A 15,290-nucleotide genomic window follows, 5' to 3' on the forward strand; every position below is an offset into this window, starting at 1 on the left:
TTCGGCGGATCTAGGCGCCGCGGAGCGAGATGTTGTTGCAGGCTTCGCAGACATCCGCGGGGATGAGCCCGCGGCGCTGCAGGAAGCCGAAAATGGTGCAGCCGAGGCAGAAGCCGGCAAACGCTTCAAGGGACGCGGCGGCTATCAGCACGGCGAGCAGGACCCACGCCGCAGGCGCGAGGCCCGCAGCCAGCAGCAATGCGGCCGCCGTCGACACGGCGGCACCGATGCCCTGGGCGAATCGCTTTGGCGGACCGGGAACAAGGCGGGTCCGCCCGAGCCAAGGCGTCAGGACCTTGACCGAGAGCTGGGCCAGGGGCGAGATCCGGGGGCCGAACAGCACGCGCAGCCAGAACCCGGCCGCGATGATGGCTAGCCCCCAGCCGAAACCGGTCAGCAGGGTCACCGCGGAAAGCGCCACCACCAGGGCGGCGGTGATCCGGGCTGAGTATTCGTTCACCGGGTTTGGGAACGCGGACACCCTTCGCCAGTCAATGCCGCGGGTCGACGGGACCGATGTCGACGGCACTGCGGGGGCCTGCGCATCCGTGGGTTTGCTCATCCGCCAAGGCTACGAGCGGGCGCGCCGTGGCGGGAATGATTGTTGCGCCATGTGACTGCTTGCTCGGGCAGGGCCGCTCCAGGCAGGGCCGCTCCAGGCAGGGCCGCTCCAGGCAGGACCAGTTCAGGCGGGACCGGTTCAGGCAGGTGCTGCGGCCAGGTGACCGCCGACCATCTGGAGGAATTCCCCCTCGGACAAGACCTCGATCCGCTGCCCGCGTTCGTGCAGTTCCAGGACGCGGCGCGCCTTGCCGGTGAGCCGGCCCGAGCGCAGGTCCGCGGCCACAAAGCCGTCGCCCACCACCAGGACGGTAGTGCGGGCCGTGACCCGGCTTTCAGGCGTGGCGCCGAGTTCGGCGGAGCGGACCTTGGCAACGGGGCGGGGAATCGCCAGTTCGCCGGTGAACACGACGGTCTGGCCGAACAGCGGATGGTCCGGGCTGGCGGCGGCGTTGGGCACCGGGTTGGGGCCTTCCTCCGGCCACCCGGCCACGAACCGGCGGCCAACAGGTGCGCCGGCAGTTCCCTGCGCGAGCGCGTCCAACGCGGCCAGCGTGGCCTTGGACAGCGGGTCGTGCCGGGGGTCGAACGCCGGCTGGTGCGACACCGCCATTCCCAGCGACAGATAGAGTTCCGCGATGCTCGCCGCCCCGTTGCGGGCGGCGATGTCGATCAGGATGCCGGCACAGGCACGGGCGTCCTCGGCGGCGTCGTGGTGGTTGACCAGCGGGACGCCGGCTTCCTCGGCGGCGTAGGGCAGGGAATTGGACACCAGGGAGTAGCAGCGCCGGGACAACATCACCGTGCAGACGTAGTCGTACGCGGGTCCGGCCAGCCCGGACACCTCCAGGCCGGAGCGGATCACGCCGAGATCGAACGCTGCATTGTGGGCCGCCAGCACGTCGCCGCCGATGAACGCGCCGATCTCCGGGAACAGTTCCCCGAACCGCGGCAGTCCCGCCACCTGGTCCGGCCGGATGCCGTGGATCCGGACGTTGTGGTGATCGAAGGTGTCATGGTTTTCCGGTGGCCGCATGAGCCAGGAGGCTTCCTCGACGACGACGCCGCCGCGGACCTTGCTCAGGCCAACAGCGCACGGCGAACCGCGAAAGCCGTTCGCGGTCTCAAAGTCGATCGCCGTAAAGTCCAAAGTCACGGCCCAACTTTACCGCCCGCGGGCGGCGGCCCCCGCACCGGGAACGGGCCCCGGGTCCGGCCGGCGGCCGTCAAGTACCCTTAACGGGTGAACGTAATAGCAATGAGCGACCTCGCCGTGTCCGCCCTTGGCGGTGCCGGCCCCGTCCAGCCGCAGCTGGCCTCCTTCCTGCCCGACTGGCTCAACCCGCAGGTTTTCCTGGCGAATCCGGCCTTCGCGCCGTGGGTGGTCCTCCTTATCTGCGGCATCATCTTCGCCGAAACCGGGCTGTTGATCGGCTTCTTCCTGCCCGGGGACTCCATGCTGTTCACGGCCGGGCTGCTTGTGGCCACCGGCACCATCCAGGTCAACATCTGGGTCCTGACCGCGCTCATCATCGTCGCCGCGATTGTCGGCAACCAGGTGGGCTACCTGATTGGGTCCAAGGCGGGTCCTGCCCTGTTCAACAGGCCCAACTCCAAGCTGTTCAAGCGTGAAAACGTGGATAGCGCGCATGCCTTCTTCGAAAAGCACGGCGGCAAGGCCCTGATCCTGGCCCGGTTCGTCCCGATCATCCGCACCTTCGTCCCGGTGATCGTGGGCGTCGCGCAGATGAGCAAGCGCAAATTCTTCACCTACAACGTGATCGGCGCGGTGCTGTGGGGCGGCGGCGTCACGCTCCTCGGCTACCTGCTCGGGGACAAGGTGCCGTGGGTCAAGGACAACCTGGACATCATCTTCATCGCCATCGTGCTGGTCTCCGTGATCCCCATCGCCATTGAGGTCATCCGGGGTGCCATCGCCAAGCGGCAGGCCGAGAAGTACGGCACGGACGTCGTGGAAGAGTTCATCGAAGAGCACGAGCCGGAAGAAGAGCGCCGGACCCCGTAGCCCAAGACTTAGCGCAGTGCCGCCGCAGTAAGCGCAGCTGTGGACACCGCAGTAAACAAGGAAGGCGCCCCACCGTGTGGGGCGCCTTCCTTCGTTCTGCGCCTGGCGTGGCCACTCCAGCCGGCTACTTCCCGGCCAGGGCCTCGACGATGGCCGGGAGGAGCGCCCGGAACGCATGGCCCCGGTGGCTGATGGCGTTCTTCTCCTCGGAACTGAGCTCGGCGCAGCTGCGGTCCAGCCCGCTCGGCTGCAGGACGGGGTCGTAGCCGAAGCCGCCCTCCCCGCGCGGCTCCCGCAAGATAGTCCCTTCGAGCTGCCCGTACTCCACGACCTCCCGGCCGCCGTCGGGCGAGGACCCGGGCACCGCGAGCGCCGCGGCACAGACAAACGCGGCACCGCGGTACTCATCCGGCACGTCGGCCAGCTGGGCGAGCAGCAACTGCAGGTTCGCGGCGTCGTCGCCGTGCCGGCCGGACCAGCGGGCCGAGAAGACCCCGGGCGCGCCGCCAAGCACGTCCACGGAAAGTCCGGAGTCGTCGGCGATCGCCACGAGTCCCGTGGCCTCGGCCACGGCCCGCGCCTTCAGCAGCGAGTTTTCGGCGAACGTTACGCCGGTCTCGGCGACGTCGGGGGCRCCGACGGCGCCGGCGTCCACCACCTGCGTGTCGACGTCGAGCCCGGGCACCTGGCCGCGCAGCAGCTCGCGGAGTTCCCGGAGCTTGCCTTTGTTGTGGGTGGCGAGGACGAGCCGCGGGGCCGGGCCGTCAGCTGCCGGCCGGTCCGCGGAGGGAGTCTCCGTCACGGGGCCTCCGCGAGGGTGTCGCGCTGGATGGCGGCGAGCTGCTCGGTGCCCAGCAGCGCCAGGTCCAGCAGCTTGTTCAGCTCGTCGCGGTCGAAGGGCGCGCCCTCGGCGGTGCCCTGGACTTCCACGAACTTTCCGGAACCGGTCACCACGACGTTCATGTCGGTCTCGGCACGCACGTCTTCGACGTAGGGCAGGTCGAGCATCGGGACGCCGTCGATGATGCCGACGGACACCGCGGCGATCGTGTCGATGAGGGGCTCGGCGTTGCGGGCGATCATCTTCTTCTCGCGGGCGAACCGGATGGCGTCCGCCAGTGCCACGTACGCGCCGGTGATGGCCGCGGTGCGGGTGCCGCCGTCGGCCTGCAGCACATCGCAGTCCAGCACGATCGTGATCTCGCCGAGGGCCTTGGTGTCGATGATGGAGCGCAGCGAGCGGCCGATCAGCCGGGAGATCTCGTGGGTGCGGCCGCCGATTTTGCCTTTGACGGACTCACGGTCGGACCGGGTGTTCGTGGCCCGGGGCAGCATGGCGTATTCGGCGGTGACCCAGCCGCGGCCCTCGCCCTTGAGCCAGCGCGGCACGCCTTCGGTCAGGGAGGCCGTGCACAGGACCCGGGTGTTGCCGAACTCGATCAGGGCCGAACCCTCGGCCTGCTTGGACCAGCCGCGCGTGATGCTGATCGGTCGCAGCTGGTCGGGAGTACGGCCGTCGGCGCGGATGACGGGGACACTGGGAGCTTGGGAAGTCATGCCTTTAGCTTATCGACTCACCCGGTCCCGCCCGCGCCGGCGGTTGGCACGGGCGGCCAGTGCAGGCTTCAACGCCCGCTAGACGGTGTAGTGCACACCCGCGACGGCGACGGCCACGTCCTTGCCGAAGACGTCCTTGGCCTCGGCCATGACGGTCGTGGGGGACGTCCAGACGGGAATGTGCGTCAGCAGCAGTCGGCGCGCCCCGGCGGCGACGGCGGCCTCCCCCGCCCGCTTGCCGGTCAGGTGCACGTCCTTGATCTCGTCGTCGCGGCCCTCCTCGAACGCCGCCTCACAAAGGAAGAGGTCGGCGTCGCGGGCGGCGTCCTCCAGGCCCGCGCAGGAGTCCGTGTCACCGGAGTAGCTCAGGACGCGGGTCACGGGCGTGCCGTCCGTGGCGGGCTCGGTGACCTCCACGCGGAGGGCGTAGGCCTCCTCGACCGGATGGTTCACCGCATAGGGCGTCACCGTGAACGGGCCGACGCTTACGGGCTTGCGCTCGGACCAGTTGCTGAAGTCGAACTCCTCGTGCATGCCCGGATCCAGGTCCAGGCCGTACGCCGTGGCCATCCGGTCGGCCGTGGCGGCAGGCCCCCACACCGGAATCCTGCCCCGTCCCCAGCCGCCCGGCTTCCAGCGCACGGCGACGTGGAGCCCGCACAGGTCCATGCAGTGGTCCGGGTGCAGGTGCGTGAGGAAGATCGCGTCAATGTCCTCCAGGTCCGTGTAGCGCTGGATGGCGCCGAGCGCCCCGCTGCCGAGGTCCAGGACGATCTTCCAGTTCCGCTCGCCGTCGTTGGCGGTCAGCAGATAGCACGACGCCRGCGAGCCCGGCCCCGGGAAGGACCCGGTACAGCCCACGATGGTCAGCTTCACAGCAGTGTTCCCCCGCCTGCGGATCCGCCCACAAAGTTGGAGATCCGCGGCCGGCCCGTGACGGCCTGGGCGGCGGCGATCATCTCGGGGGTGATCCGGGCGAGGCTGCCGGTGGGGTACTGCGCCGCGACGTGGTCCACGTGGCGGACGCTAAGGACCTCGGGGCCAAGGAAGCGCCGGGCGAGGTGCTCGAACTGCGCGGCGTCGCCGGTGGCGATGAAATTGTGCTCGGGAGCCGTGGCGTCAGTGCGCTCGAGGCCCCGGGAGGCCAAAGCCCGGTAGACGTCCTTGGCCGTTTCCTCGGCGCTGGAAACCAGGGTGACGTCCTCGCCCAGGACGAACGAGATCACACCGGTGAGCAGCGGGTAGTGGGTGCAGCCGAGCACCACGGTGTCCACCCCGGCGGCCCTGAGCGGTGCCAGGTACTCGCGGGCGACGGCAAGCAGTTCCGGTCCCGTGGTGATTCCGGCCTCCACGTACGGTACGAACGCCGGGCAGGCCACCGACGTGATCTCCAGGTCCGGGGCCGCGGCAAAGGTGTCCTCGTAGGCGCGGGAGCCCACCGTGGCCGAGGTCCCGATCACGCCCACCCGGCCCGTGCGGGTTGCCGCGACGGCGCGCCGCACGGCCGGCTGGATCACTTCGATCACGGGAATCCCGTACCGGGCGGTGTAGCGTTCGCGGGCATCGCGCAGCACGGCGGCGGACGCGGAGTTGCAGGCGATGGTCAGCAGCTTCACGCCGGAATCCACGAGCTCGTCCATAACGCCGAGGGCGTTTGCCCGGACTTCGGCGATGGGAAGGGGCCCGTAGGGCCCGTGCGCGGTGTCCCCGACATAGAGGATGGATTCGTTAGGCAGCTGGTCGATGATCGACCGGGCCACCGTGAGGCCGCCGACGCCGGAGTCGAAGACGCCAATGGGGCGCGACCCCAGCTCTGATGCCGGTTCGGGGCCCGTGGGGCCGGTTGCGGTGCTGCTCGCTGGGGAGTCCGCAGCAGCCACTGCCGGATCCATACTCGATGCTGAAGTCATGATTATTCGAGGATAGGGCTTCCCCCCGGGGGCGGCCATCACATTGTGGCGTGCAACTCGTGTCTCATGGGTCACACGCCCGCGCTCAGCGCCGGGCATCGAGCGAGTGCACCATGGCCTGGACCAGCGACTCCTGCAGCCACGTGGTGAAGTTGTACACGAGGGCCAGGTAGCTTTCCACGTCCTCGGCCTGGGCCCAGTCCTGCATGAGGTGGACGTTGTCCGCGTCGGCGTCGTCACGGATGTCGAGGCGTTCGGCCAGCACCAGCCGGACATCGTTGAGCGCGGTGGCCCAGTGCCGGGCGTCGTCCGGGGTCAGGACGAGGTCGTCCCGGTCCAGGCTCAGGGCGGCCGCCTTCAGCGCGCCGATCTTGTTTTCGCGCAGCGACCGCTCGGTGTAGCGGCGGAACTCAAGGGAGGCGTCGTCGTCGTTCTTCATCACGTTCGGCAGCAGCCGCCGCATGGCGCGGTCCGAGGGTTCGCGGGCCTCGGTGTCCAGGCCCACCAGGGCGGCCAGCGGGTCCTCGTTGGCGCGTACCTCCGGTTCAAGCATGGAAATCACGTCGTCAAAGAGGCTTCGCAGCAGTTCCCGCTCGGCCGGCTCAAGATAGCCCTTGATGCCCTTGAGCCCGTACTTGAATGCCTTAGCCACGTTTTCCCTTGCCTTTGCCGGAGCCGCCCGCGTTGCCGCCCGTGGCTTTTTCCACCGTCGCCCAGAGGCCGTAGCCATGCATGGCGACGGCGTGCTGCTCCACCTGTTCCTTGCTGCCGTGCGCCACGATCGAGCGGCCCTTCTTGTGGACCTCCATCATGAGCTTGTTGGCCTTGGCCTCCGAGTAGCCGAAATAGCTGCGGAACACGTAGCTCACGTAGCTCATCAGGTTCACGGGATCGTTCCAGATCACGAGGTTCCAGGGGATGTCCGGGGCGGTCAGCACGTCGCCGGACGTCACTGTTCCGGTCTGGGTGCTCTCCCGTGTGTCGGGGCCGAGCGCAACGCTGAGGGTCATCTGTCCATTCTATGGGGATGCACACTAGAGTGAATTTGTGAGTACCTCCGCTGGCTGGGACCGTCCCCGCACGTCCCTGTACACCGACCATTACGAGCTGACCATGCTGCAGGGTGCTCTGCAGTCCGGCGCAGCCCACCGGAAATCGGTCTTCGAGGCCTTTGCCCGGAGGCTGCCGGACGGGCGCCGCTACGGGATCGTGGCAGGCACGGGCCGGCTGCTGGAGGGGATCGCGAACTTCCGCTTCGGCGAGCCTGAACTGGACTACCTGCGCCGGACCAAGGTGGTCAACGACCAGACCCTGGAGTACCTGGCCGATTACAGCTTTTCCGGCGACATCTGGGGCTACCCGGAGGGTGAGGCGTACTTCCCGAACTCCCCGGTGCTGATCGTGGAGTCCACGTTCGCCGAGGCCTGCATCCTTGAGACGTACCTGCTCTCCGTGCTCAACCATGACTGCGCGATCGCCTCGGCCGCCTCCCGGATGATCTCCGCGGCCGGAACCCGTCCGTGCATCGAGATGGGGTCCCGGCGGACGCACGAGGAATCGGCGGCCGCCGCAGCCCGCGCCGCGGTCATTGCCGGGTTCGACAGCACCTCCAATCTGGAGGCCGGATTGCGCTACGGGCTGAAGACGGTGGGCACGGCCGCCCATTCCTTCACCCTCCTCCATGACACCGAGCGTGAGGCCTTCGAGGCCCAGATTGCCGCCTTCGGGCCGGACACTTCCCTCCTGGTGGACACGTACGACGTCGAAGCGGCCGTCCGCAGCGCAGTCGACCTCGCCGGGGACAAGCTGGGCGCCGTCCGGCTGGACTCCGGCGACCTCGTGGCCCAGGCCCAGTGGGTCCGGCAACTGCTCGACGAACTCGGCAACGACCACACCAAGATCGTGGTGACCTCAGACCTCGACGAATTCGCGATCGCGGCGCTGGCGTCCGCCCCGGTGGACGCCTACGGCGTGGGCACCTCGCTGGTGACCGGTTCCGGTGCTCCGACGGCGAGCATGGTCTACAAGCTCGTCAGCCGCACCGACGATGAAGGCGACTTCATCTCCGTCGCCAAAGCCGCCAAGAACAAGTCCAGCAAGGGCGGCCGGAAGTACGCGCTGCGCAGGCTCAACGAGCGCGGGACCGCCACCGCTGAAATCGTCGGCGTCGGCCATCACCCGGAGGACGACGGCAACGACCGTCCGCTGCTGGAGCAGTTCGTCAAGAACGGCGAGCTCCTGCCCGGGTGGACCGGCCCCGAGGGGGTCCAGCGCGCGCGCCGGCGCCACGCGGAGACCATGCGGGAGCTTCCCGCGGTGGTCAACCGGCTGCAGCGCGGCGAGGCGGCAATCCCCACCATCTACGAGGAGGACTAAATGTCCCGCGCCCTGATCATCGTTGACGTCCAAAACGACTTCTGTGAGGGAGGTGCCCTGCCCGTCGCCGGCGGGGCGAACCTCGCCGGGGAGATCAGCGAGTACGTTGACGCACACCATGGCCAGTTTGACCACGTCGTGGCCACCCAGGACTGGCACATCGAACCCGGTGCGCATTTCTCGGAGGAACCTGATTTCGTGGACAGCTGGCCGCCGCACTGCGTGGCCGGCACCCGCGGGGCCGACCTGCATCCCGATCTCGATCCCGAACACATCCAGGCGTACTTCCGCAAAGGCCAGTTCGCCGCGGCATACTCCGGCTTCGAAGGACTTCTGGCCCCCGAGGACGACGTCCCCACCGGGGACCGCAAGCCCGGTGCCATGCCTGTTTCCGGCACCGGCACGGGCACCGGCACCGACACCGACGAAGCATTGAGTCCCTTCGCCGTTGGCGACGATGCGATCGGTCTGGACGACTGGCTGCAGAGCCACGACGTCGAGGACATCGTGGTGGTGGGGATCGCCACGGACTACTGCGTCAAGGCGACCGCCCTGGATGCCGTCCAGGCCGGCTATTCCGTCACGGTGCTGCGCGGTTTGACGGTCGGAATCGGAGAAGACCTGGACGACGCCGTGGCCGAGATGGAGCTCGGCGGCGTCGATGTCCTCTGAGCCCGCCGCCGCAGTAGACTCGAAATCCTTGCCCTATCGCCAGCCTTGCCATAATGACCGACCCGTAGAACCCCGGAGTACACCATGAAGAAAACCCTGACCGTTCTGATTGCCGCCGGAGCGCTGCTCGGCGCGGCCGGCTGCTCGGCCACGCCGCAGCTGACCAACGAGGAAACCTGCGCCCGGGTCAAGACCGTGGTCTCCGCCCAGTCAGCCACGTCGGACAAGGCCGGCATGACCAGGGTTGCCAACCAGCTGCGGCCCATCAAGGCGGCGGCCTCCGAGGACCTGCGGGCACCGCTGCAGACCATCATCGAATACTTTGACGAGTCGGCCAAGCCCGCCCCGGACACCGCCAAGCTCGAGGAAATGAAGGCCGACTACACCGCGGCAGGCCAGACCTACGGCCAGGTCTGCGGCACCGGCCAGTAACGATAGGCCAGTAGCCGAATCGCGCTAAACAAAGCAGGGTAAACAGTAGGGGGACCAGGCCATCGGCCTGGTCCCCCTACTTTTGCCCTCTGCTTTTGCCTCTTGCGTGTTGCCGTTGTCTTTTTGTTGCGGCTACTTCCGGCCGATGAACCAGTCCTGGAGCTTCCGCAGCCGGGTCTGCAGCTGCTCCTCGTTGGCCTGCGCGACGGCCGGGCCGCCGCAGACGGTGCGGAGTTTGGTGTGGATGACCCCGTGCGGGGTCCCGGTGCGGGCTGACCAGGCCGCGACGTTCTTGGCCAGCTCGGTGCGCAGGTCCATGAGCATCCGGTGGTCCGGCACGGCCGGGGTTGCCGCGGGTAGGGCGTCAGCCTGCGGGGAGCGCTTGTTCTTCCGGTTCAGCTGTTCGTGCTGGCGCTGGCGCAACAGCGTGCCGACCTGTTCAGCGTCCAGCAGGCCGGGGATTCCGAGGAAGTCGAGCTCGTCCTCCGAGCCCACCTCGCCGCCGGTGCCGAACTCGCCGCCGTCGAAGAGGACGCGGTCAAAGGACGCCTGGGAGTCGAGGGCCTCGAATTTGCCCTTCATCAGGGAGTCAGAGGCCTTCTCCTCGCGGTTCGCCTCGTCCATGAGGGAGTCCTCAGGATTGAAGAGGCCGTCGCTGTCTTCCTTCTCCGGGCGGTCCAGGGCGTGGTCGCGCTCGGCCTCCATCGAGTTGGCCAGCGCCATCAGCTGCGGCACAGAGGGCAGGAAGACCGACGCCGTCTCGCCGCGCTTGCGGGCACGCACGAAGCGCCCCACGGCCTGGGCGAAGAACAGCGGAGTGGAGGTCGAGGTGGCATAGACGCCGACCGACAGCCGCGGCACGTCCACGCCTTCGGAAACCATCCGGACGGCCACCATCCAGCGCTTCTCGCTGGCGGTGAATTCCTCGATCTTGCTGGAGGCCTTGGCGTCGTCGGAGAGGATGACGGTGGGCGATTCGCCGGTGATCTTCTTCAGCTGGCCGGCGTAGGCGCGCGCATCCTCGTGGTCGGTGGCAATGACCAGGCCGCCGGCATCCGGGACGCTGCGCCGGACTTCGCTGAGACGTTTGTCCGCGCCGGCAAGGACGGCGGGGATCCATTCGCCGGCCGGGTTCAGCGCGGTGCGCCAGGCCTGCGAGGTGATGTCCTTCGTGACGGCGGATTCTCCAAGCGAGGCCGCCATTTCGTCCCCGGCGCTCGTGCGCCAGCGCATTTGGCCGGAGTACGCCATGAACATGACCGGGCGGACCACATGGTCGCGCAGCGCCTTGCCGTAACCGTAGGTGTAGTCGGCCTTGGAGCGGCGGATCCCGTCGCGGTCCTCGGCATACTCCACGAACGGGATCGGCGAGGTATCGGAACGGAACGGGGTACCGGTCAGGGACAGCCGGCGGGCCGCGGGGTCGAACGCCTCGCGCAGGCCGTCGCCCCAGGACAGCGCCTCGCCGCCGTGGTGGATTTCGTCCAGGATCACCAGCGTGCGGGCGGCCTCGGTCTTGGCGCGGTGCAGCATGGGCTTACTGGCCACCTGGGCGTAGGTCACTGCGACGCCGATGAACCCGCGGCCATGCTGGCCGTCGGCGTTCTTGAAGTTCGGGTCGATCGCGATGCCCACCCGCGCCGCGGCGTCGGCCCACTGGCKCTTCAGGTGGTCAGTGGGCGCCACGATGGTCACGCGGTTGACCACACCGGAATCGATGAGCATGGACGCCACGCGCAGGGCGAACGTGGTCTTACCTGCGCCGGGGGTTGCCACAGCAAGGAAATCCTTGGGATGGATGCTGAAGTAGCTGTCCAGCGCCTCCTGCTGCCAGGCGCGCAGCTTGGGGGCGGTGCCCCAGGCAGCCCGCTCGGGATAGGCGGGGGGAAGCGTGGGTCCGCCGAAAAGTGTCTCTGTCATTGAGGCGCCCTCCAACCGCGCATGGCTGCAGCCGACGGAGAAACCCAATTAAGCACAAAAACACCAATCTTTTTCGGATGGACCCGGCGGAATCCCGCACAGGGAAGTACCCGGACAGCATGGACCGGCAAGCAGGAAGACAGCAGAGCAACAGAGCAGGAAATCGGGGCGCAAAGGCACGCCAGCATGAAGAAACGCCGTCAGGGACGGCTAACGGAACCTGCTTGTTCCGTTTTTGCCGTACTGCCGCTACTTGTCGCCGGAGCCCTTGCCGCCGTCGTTCCCGGGGCGCAGGCCCTCGTAGACTTCCTTGCATTCAGGGCACACGGGGAACTTCTGGGGGTCCCGGCCCGGTGTCCAGACCTTGCCGCAGAGCGCGATGACCGGGTCACCGGTCAGCGCGGATTCCATGATCTTTTCCTTGCGCACGTAGTGCGAGAAGCGCTCCCGGTCACCGGGCTCAACTTCCTGGCGCAGTTCCTCGCGCTCGATCGTGGCCGTAGACGTCCCGGCTCCGGAGAGCTCGCGCATCGGATCGTTTTCGAGAGGATCGGTCATGCTAGTCATGACACCCATCTTAGCCGGTGGAAGTCCGCCGCCGGACCTGCGGGATGCCGGCGTCGGGGCCTAAAGGCCCTGCCAGGCAGGTTTGTGGTCGTAGCTGTGGCGGTAGTAGTCCGCCAGCCGCAGCGACGACGCCGCCGCCTCGTCCAGGAGGACGGTGGCGTGCGGGTGCAGCTGCAGTACGGAGGCCGCACAGATGGCGGCGACGGGGCCCTCCGCGAGATCCCGGACGGCCTGGGCCTTTTGCGCACCGGTGGCGACCAGGATGACGTGGCGGGCATCCAGGATGGTGCCCAGGCCCTGGGTCAGGACGTGGTGCGGCACGGCGGCCAGGCTGCCGAAAAACCGTGCGTTGTCCCGGCGTGTCTGCTCGATCAGGGTCTTGATCCGGGTCCGGGACGCCAGCGACGAGCCCGGTTCATTGAACCCGATGTGGCCGTCCGTTCCGACGCCGAGGAGCTGCAGGTCCACTCCCCCGGCGGCGCGGATGGCGTCTTCATACTCCTGGCAGGCTGCCGGGATGTCCGCCGCGGCGCCGTCGGGCACGTGGACGTTGGCCGGGCTGATGTTCACGCGGGCGGTGAACTCGCGCGCGATCACCTCCCGGTAGGACTCCGGGTGGCCGGCGGGCAGTCCCACGTACTCATCCAGGGCGAAGGCGCGGACCTGGCTGAAGTCCAGGCCGTCGCGCTCGTGCCGTAGGGCCAGCTCGCCGTAGATCGGCAGCGGCGAGGAACCGGTTGCCAGGCCCAGCACGGCGTCGGGCTTGCGGCGAAGAAGGGCCTCCACCGCGTCCGCCGCAAGCGACGCGATCTGCTTGCTTCCGGGAAGGATGACAACTTCCATGATCCTGCCTTTACCTGGCTTACCTGGCGTTCGAGTCCGGGCACTCCCAGCATGCACCCGTCAGCGGTTGACGGCCAGTTGTGCCAGCAGCTCCGGCCCCCGCCGGTCCAGCCATGCTCCGCCGGCCCGCACGCCGGTGGCGAAAAGCGCGAGGCCCAGCACGGGTCCGAGGACAAGCGTGATCCAGCCCGGCACGGGGCTGCCGGTGATGTACTGTGCGGCCACGAGTGCCACTTCGGGCGCCACAAGTACCATCAGCACGGCCATGCCGCCGAACTGCACGGCGAGGGTCTGGGCCACGTTGCCCGGCGGTTTCTTGAACGGGCTGTCTCCCGGCAGCGGGACGCTCACGGTGTAGCGCGCCGAGATCACCGAGGCCAGGCCCAGACCGCTGAAGAGGACGCCGAGCGAGAGGCCAAGGACTGCAGGCAGCTTGTCCCAGTCGCCGGTGAAGAAGAACGGTCCGACACTGAAGATGAGGACCACGGGCAGCGCGAAGCTCAGGCACGCCAGCGCCCGGCCGAGGCGGTCGTCGGCGCCGCGCACACCGGTGGCCACGTGCAGGGCGAACGCGGTGCTGTCATAGGAGACGTCCGAGGAAATGGACCAGGCCAGAAGGAAGGCCGTCAGCGGCCCGACGAACTGGAACGGGCCGTAGAACCCGCTCTGGCTGCCTTGGAACAGGAACAGCACGGGCAGCAGCGGAACCACCACCAGCGCGCCGGCATAGCGGGGATCCCGCAGCCAGTAGTACAGGGACCTCGCGGCGACGGCGGCGGCCGGTGTCGCCGGGAGCAGCCTGAACAGGCCCGCGCCGCCGGTCCGCCGCTTGGCGGTCCCGGCGTAGGGCGGGGTCACCAGGGCACGCTGCAGCAGGACCTTCCACGCCAGGGCCAGGCCCGCCAGTGTGGCCACGGCGATGAGGAATTTCACGGCCGCGGCCCCGTAGTTGCCGGCGGCGAGGTCGCCGCCGAGCGCGAAGGCCGCCCCGGCCGGCGTCCAGGACAGTGTCCGGGCCAGACTGGTCAGGAAATCGCCCGAACCCGCGATTCCCCTCGCGATGCCCGCCACGATGGGGCCTGTGAGCACGAGCGGGATGAGGAAGGCGACGGCGCTGATGTCCTTGAAGCGCCGGGAGCTTGCCAGGCCGGCGGTGGCCGTGGTCACGACCTTGGAGAGCACGACGCAGCTCAGCACGCCCAGCACGGCACCCACCAGGGCGCCGGACGCGGCCGGCAGGCTGCGGGACCAGGTGCCCACCGTGGCGAGGGCAACCAGCGAGGTTGCCAGGCCCGGAATGCCGATCAGGCCGCCCAGCGCCAGCCCTGCCAGCAGCTGCGGCATGGGCACGGCGAAGGTGGTGAAGCGGGCAGGGTCCAGGGTCATGTCCGCGGCGGAGACCGCGACCGGAACGATGGCCCAGCCCAGCAGGGCCGTCGCGCCGCCCAGGACCACCACGGTCTGCGCGAGCTCGATCTCCTGGCCGCGCAGGACGAACAGCCCGCCCGCAAGCAGAACCACGATTCCCAGGGCATACAGGGTGCCGATCCCGAGGCCCACAAGCTGCCACGGGCTGCGCCGGACGCTGTTGCGCAGCAGGGTCAGCTTGAGCCTCAGAAGGTGCGCAACCATTCCAGCCCTTCCGTATGGTTCCGGCCGCCCACGAGCTGCACGAAGCGGTCCTCGAGGCTGGCCCCGGCGCGGACTTCCTCCACGGTGCCGGCGGCGAGGACCCGGCCGCCGGCGACGACGGCGACGTGGTCGCACATGCGCTGGACCAGGTCCATGACGTGGCTGGAGACGATGACTGTGCCGCCCGAGGCAACGTAGCGGTCCAGGATGTCGCGGATGTTCGCCGCGGAGATCGGATCCACCGATTCGAACGGCTCGTCGAGGACCAGGAGCCGTGGTGCGTGGATCAGCGCCGAGGCCAGCGCGATCTTCTTGGTCATGCCGGCGGAGTAGTCCACCACCAGCGTGCCGGCGTCATTGCCCAGGTCCAGCGCTGCGAGCAGTTCCGCCACCCGCGACGCCACCATCTCCCGGTCCATCCCGCGCAGCAGGCCGGCGTAGGTGACCAGCTGCTCGCCGCTGAGGCGGTCGAACAGCCGGACGCCGTCGGGCAGGATCCCCATCAGCTTCTTGGCCTCCAGCGGATGCTGCCAGACGTCGACGCCGTGGACCAGCGCGGTGCCGAAATCGGGGCGCAGCAGGCCCGTCGCCATGGACAAGGTGGTGGTCTTGCCGGCGCCGTTGGGGCCGACCACCCCGTAGAAGGATCCGGCCGGGACGTCCAGGCTGATGCCGTCGACGGCGATCTTGTCGCCGAAGCGCTTGGCGAGGCCGCGCAGGGACAGGGCAGGAACCGGCGGCGAGGACGGGCCGGGCGGCACCGGGGGCTGGAATGTCATGACGCCAGACTAACG

At 68.6% G+C, this 15,290-nt stretch carries 17 protein-coding genes; 4 read left to right on the forward strand and 13 right to left on the reverse strand.

What is annotated here, in order from left to right; translation table 11 throughout:
* Positions 1-10: 10 nt before the first annotated feature.
* Together AC1D2F_RS10885 and AC1D2F_RS10890 are read right to left on the reverse strand one after the other, a co-directional pair.
* On the reverse strand, positions 11-562 hold the full coding sequence (locus tag AC1D2F_RS10885) for a DUF4395 domain-containing protein (RefSeq protein WP_476966706.1): 552 nt from the start codon (positions 560-562) through the stop codon (positions 11-13).
* 138 nt (positions 563-700) lie between these two features.
* A complete protein-coding gene (locus tag AC1D2F_RS10890; protein WP_476966707.1) occupies positions 701-1,717 on the reverse strand; it encodes a 3'-5' exonuclease in 1,017 nt (338 codons plus the stop codon).
* A gap of 102 nt (positions 1,718-1,819) precedes the next feature.
* Between AC1D2F_RS10890 and AC1D2F_RS10895 the strand changes: the two genes are divergently transcribed.
* Positions 1,820-2,587 carry a VTT domain-containing protein gene (locus AC1D2F_RS10895; RefSeq protein ID WP_229993871.1) on the forward strand — a complete coding sequence of 256 codons (768 nt, stop codon included), beginning with the start codon at positions 1,820-1,822 and terminating at the stop codon, positions 2,585-2,587.
* 124 nt (positions 2,588-2,711) lie between these two features.
* Here the strand turns inward: AC1D2F_RS10895 and rdgB are convergent, their stop codons facing one another.
* The 6 genes from rdgB to clpS form a co-directional block, all read right to left on the reverse strand.
* Complete coding sequence (gene rdgB, locus AC1D2F_RS10900; protein WP_476966708.1) at positions 2,712-3,389, reverse strand: RdgB/HAM1 family non-canonical purine NTP pyrophosphatase; 678 nt, start codon at positions 3,387-3,389, stop codon at positions 2,712-2,714.
* Positions 3,386-4,144, reverse strand: a complete 759-nt coding sequence (rph, locus tag AC1D2F_RS10905; protein ID WP_090581458.1) for a ribonuclease PH — start codon at positions 4,142-4,144, stop codon at positions 3,386-3,388. The genes rdgB and rph overlap by 4 nt, the downstream gene beginning before the upstream one ends.
* Before the next feature lie 78 nt (positions 4,145-4,222).
* A complete protein-coding gene (locus tag AC1D2F_RS10910; RefSeq protein ID WP_476966709.1) occupies positions 4,223-5,020 on the reverse strand; it encodes an MBL fold metallo-hydrolase in 798 nt (265 codons plus the stop codon).
* Positions 5,017-6,054: a glutamate racemase gene (murI, locus tag AC1D2F_RS10915; RefSeq protein ID WP_414645553.1), complete on the reverse strand. Its 1,038-nt coding sequence runs from the start codon at positions 6,052-6,054 to the stop codon at positions 5,017-5,019. Before murI ends, AC1D2F_RS10910 begins: the two co-directional genes overlap by 4 nt.
* A gap of 85 nt (positions 6,055-6,139) precedes the next feature.
* Positions 6,140-6,706, reverse strand: coding sequence for a DUF2017 domain-containing protein (locus tag AC1D2F_RS10920; protein ID WP_229993841.1), 567 nt, complete (start codon positions 6,704-6,706; stop codon positions 6,140-6,142).
* The gene (clpS, locus tag AC1D2F_RS10925; RefSeq protein WP_091559570.1) at positions 6,699-7,064 is read right to left on the reverse strand and encodes an ATP-dependent Clp protease adapter ClpS; all 366 of its coding nucleotides are present in this window, start codon (positions 7,062-7,064) and stop codon (positions 6,699-6,701) included. The genes AC1D2F_RS10920 and clpS overlap by 8 nt, the downstream gene beginning before the upstream one ends.
* 37 nt (positions 7,065-7,101) lie before the next feature.
* Here clpS and AC1D2F_RS10930 point away from each other — a divergent pair, with 37 nt between their 5' ends.
* The 3 genes from AC1D2F_RS10930 to AC1D2F_RS10940 all read left to right on the forward strand — a co-directional run bounded on the left by AC1D2F_RS10930 (position 7,102) and on the right by AC1D2F_RS10940 (position 9,534).
* Positions 7,102-8,430, forward strand: a complete 1,329-nt coding sequence (locus AC1D2F_RS10930) for a nicotinate phosphoribosyltransferase (protein ID WP_476966710.1) — start codon at positions 7,102-7,104, stop codon at positions 8,428-8,430.
* Positions 8,431-9,102 carry an isochorismatase family protein gene (locus tag AC1D2F_RS10935; RefSeq protein WP_476966711.1) on the forward strand — a complete coding sequence of 224 codons (672 nt, stop codon included), beginning with the start codon at positions 8,431-8,433 and terminating at the stop codon, positions 9,100-9,102.
* An 84-nt stretch (positions 9,103-9,186) separates the two neighbouring features.
* Positions 9,187-9,534 carry a hypothetical protein gene (locus tag AC1D2F_RS10940; RefSeq protein WP_229993838.1) on the forward strand — a complete coding sequence of 116 codons (348 nt, stop codon included), beginning with the start codon at positions 9,187-9,189 and terminating at the stop codon, positions 9,532-9,534.
* Positions 9,535-9,666: 132 nt separating this feature from the next.
* On the opposite strand, the gene AC1D2F_RS10945 is transcribed toward AC1D2F_RS10940, so the two are convergent.
* The 5 genes from AC1D2F_RS10945 to AC1D2F_RS10965 form a co-directional block, all read right to left on the reverse strand.
* Positions 9,667-11,454 carry a DEAD/DEAH box helicase gene (locus tag AC1D2F_RS10945; RefSeq protein ID WP_476966712.1) on the reverse strand — a complete coding sequence of 596 codons (1,788 nt, stop codon included), beginning with the start codon at positions 11,452-11,454 and terminating at the stop codon, positions 9,667-9,669.
* A 249-nt stretch (positions 11,455-11,703) separates the two neighbouring features.
* Positions 11,704-12,021: a DUF3039 domain-containing protein gene (locus tag AC1D2F_RS10950; protein ID WP_377985578.1), complete on the reverse strand. Its 318-nt coding sequence runs from the start codon at positions 12,019-12,021 to the stop codon at positions 11,704-11,706.
* Positions 12,022-12,081: 60 nt separating this feature from the next.
* On the reverse strand, positions 12,082-12,864 hold the full coding sequence (gene nagB, locus AC1D2F_RS10955) for a glucosamine-6-phosphate deaminase (RefSeq protein WP_229993835.1): 783 nt from the start codon (positions 12,862-12,864) through the stop codon (positions 12,082-12,084).
* A 60-nt stretch (positions 12,865-12,924) separates the two neighbouring features.
* Positions 12,925-14,496, reverse strand: a complete 1,572-nt coding sequence (locus AC1D2F_RS10960) for a transporter (RefSeq protein WP_476966713.1) — start codon at positions 14,494-14,496, stop codon at positions 12,925-12,927.
* Complete coding sequence (locus AC1D2F_RS10965; RefSeq protein WP_229993833.1) at positions 14,478-15,275, reverse strand: ABC transporter ATP-binding protein; 798 nt, start codon at positions 15,273-15,275, stop codon at positions 14,478-14,480. The genes AC1D2F_RS10960 and AC1D2F_RS10965 overlap by 19 nt, the downstream gene beginning before the upstream one ends.
* Positions 15,276-15,290: the final 15 nt, after the last annotated feature.

It is taken from the genome of Arthrobacter sp. P1_B3, assembly GCF_056406615.1.

What these genes read in the sequence shown, in the direction of transcription:
- AC1D2F_RS10885 (WP_476966706.1), bottom strand. Translation starts at nt 562, where the DNA reads ATGAGCAAACCCACGGATGCGCAGGCCCCCGCAGTGCCGTCGACATCG.
- AC1D2F_RS10895 (WP_229993871.1), top strand. Translation starts at nt 1,820, where the DNA reads ATGAGCGACCTCGCCGTGTCCGCCCTTGGCGGTGCCGGCCCCGTCCAG.
- rph (WP_090581458.1), bottom strand. Translation starts at nt 4,144, where the DNA reads ATGACTTCCCAAGCTCCCAGTGTCCCCGTCATCCGCGCCGACGGCCGT.
- murI (WP_414645553.1), bottom strand. Translation starts at nt 6,054, where the DNA reads ATGACTTCAGCATCGAGTATGGATCCGGCAGTGGCTGCTGCGGACTCC.
- clpS (WP_091559570.1), bottom strand. Translation starts at nt 7,064, where the DNA reads ATGACCCTCAGCGTTGCGCTCGGCCCCGACACACGGGAGAGCACCCAG.
- AC1D2F_RS10935 (WP_476966711.1), top strand. Translation starts at nt 8,431, where the DNA reads ATGTCCCGCGCCCTGATCATCGTTGACGTCCAAAACGACTTCTGTGAG.
- AC1D2F_RS10940 (WP_229993838.1), top strand. Translation starts at nt 9,187, where the DNA reads ATGAAGAAAACCCTGACCGTTCTGATTGCCGCCGGAGCGCTGCTCGGC.
- AC1D2F_RS10950 (WP_377985578.1), bottom strand. Translation starts at nt 12,021, where the DNA reads ATGACTAGCATGACCGATCCTCTCGAAAACGATCCGATGCGCGAGCTC.
- nagB (WP_229993835.1), bottom strand. Translation starts at nt 12,864, where the DNA reads ATGGAAGTTGTCATCCTTCCCGGAAGCAAGCAGATCGCGTCGCTTGCG.
- AC1D2F_RS10960 (WP_476966713.1), bottom strand. Translation starts at nt 14,496, where the DNA reads ATGGTTGCGCACCTTCTGAGGCTCAAGCTGACCCTGCTGCGCAACAGC.
- AC1D2F_RS10965 (WP_229993833.1), bottom strand. Translation starts at nt 15,275, where the DNA reads ATGACATTCCAGCCCCCGGTGCCGCCCGGCCCGTCCTCGCCGCCGGTT.